Origin of the sequence: Steroidobacter sp. (assembly GCF_016790065.1) — a bacterium.
In the GTDB taxonomy this organism is placed as follows: domain Bacteria; phylum Pseudomonadota; class Gammaproteobacteria; order Steroidobacterales; family Steroidobacteraceae; genus Steroidobacter.
Map to the genome: position 1 here is coordinate 1 of NZ_JAEUPY010000398.1, position 1,780 is coordinate 1,780.

A 1,780-nucleotide genomic window follows, 5' to 3' on the forward strand; every position below is an offset into this window, starting at 1 on the left:
AACCCGTCGGTCTATCTCAACTACATCGCTAGCGGTGTCCTGAGCGTGCGTGACATGGGGAACGATCCTGTGTATCTGCAGAAATTGCGGGCGGGGATCGAGCGTCGAAGCATAGACGCGCCAGATGTCTATCCCATGGGATTCATCGACAAGAGAGGGCCGTACGCCGCACCCACGGGTCGTCTGGTCGATACTTTGGCGGAGGCTCGTGCAGCGGTCGCGGCCTATGCGAGTGAGGGCTATGCGGGCATAAAACTCTACAGCTCCATCGAGCCGAGCTGGATTCCAGTGCTTACCGGGGATGCGAGCGCGCTCGGGCTGCGCACTGTCGGGCACATTCCGCCTCATATCAGTCCGGCGCAGGCAATCCGCAGCGGTTATCGCGAGATCACTCACATCAACATGCTGTTGTTGGAGCTGATTGGGGATCTGACGGTGGACACGCGAACTCCCGAGAGATTCATCGTTCCTGGCGAGCGAGGCGGCTCGATCGACGTTACATCGTCGCAGGCACAGGCATTCATAGACCTGATGCTGAAGTACAAGGTGGCCCACGATCCGACGTTGGCGACGTTTTTGAGCCAGTATCGTTCGCGCCCCGGAGAGGTTGCCTTTCGGGCCGTTCCGTATGCAGACCATCTGCCAGCCAGCTTGCGTCGTGCACAAGTGCGTTCAGTCAGCTACAACCACCACAAGGAGGATGCCTTCCAGAGGACTGGAGAAGTGGCGCTGAAGTTCATAAAGCGCCTTCACGACAGTGGCGTGCAGCTTCTTCCTGGAACCGATGCGTCGCTGCCAGGGTTCGCGCTGGTCAGTGAACTCGAGTGTTATGCGCTTGCCGGAATACCGAATGAGGAAGTCTTGGCACTAGCCACGCTCGGCACGGCGCGATACATGGGGCAAGAAAATACCTTGGGCTCCGTCGAGGTGGGTAAGAAGGCTTACCTGATGCTGATCGACGGCGATCCAGTGGCAAGTCTGTCGGCCCTGCGCAAAGTGGCTCTGGTCATCAAGGGCGATACCTCGTTCGATGCAAAGGAAATCCTGCGAGCGCAGGGAATCCGGCCCTTCTAACGCGCCAACTCAGCCGCGCGGCACCCCGTTCAATGCAGATTCACTAGTGAAGGCGCTAATGTGAAAAGTGTTCTATGCATCGTGTTACTCGCAATAGCGGCTCCGGCTGCACCTGCGGCGACGCTCGAAGCGTACCAACGGGCGGCGCAATTCCAGAACGCGCGCAAGTTGGTCTCGCGTAATGAAGTCAGCCCACACTGGATAGGTGGCGGCGATAGCTTCTGGTATCTCGACCAACATGGCGCAGAAAAAACGTTTGTTCTGGTGAAGCCGAAGGCCAATTACCAGGGCCCCGCATTCGATCACGCGCGCTTGGCCGAAGGCTTGTCGGCCGCAACCGATGAGGTATTCACGCCGACGAATCTGCCGTTCGCAGCGCTCGAGTTCCGGGAGCGAGGCGATGTCATTGCGTTCCGAGTCAAAGAAGTCTCTTGGCAATGTGAGCTGAAGACGTATCGCTGCGAAGCTGCTTCTCATCCGGTTGGCGCGAGCGCAGGGGAGGTGCTGTCGCCGGACGGGACGCTGGCGTTTTTCCTGCGCGCGCACAATCTTTGGACACGTAGCACGCTGCTGAATGTGGAGCAGCCGCTGACCACGGATGGGGAACTCGACAATGACTATGCGACGGGCAATGGCACCAACGCGACGCCAATCACCAGCGAACTCACCGAGCAGTTGCTCGAGCCGCAGGTGTATTTCTCGCCCG

The 1,780-nt window shown here is 59.0% G+C and carries 1 protein-coding gene and 1 pseudogene; both read left to right on the plus strand.

Going from position 1 to position 1,780, the window contains the following annotated elements; genetic code table 11:
• Nucleotides 1-1,074: amidohydrolase family protein (locus JNL55_RS16500; protein ID WP_293855747.1), on the plus strand; the 1,074-nt coding region annotated here is incomplete at its 5' end.
• 60 nt (nucleotides 1,075-1,134) lie between these two features.
• A pseudogene (locus tag JNL55_RS16505) lies at nucleotides 1,135-1,780 on the plus strand (S9 family peptidase); the annotation flags it as partial.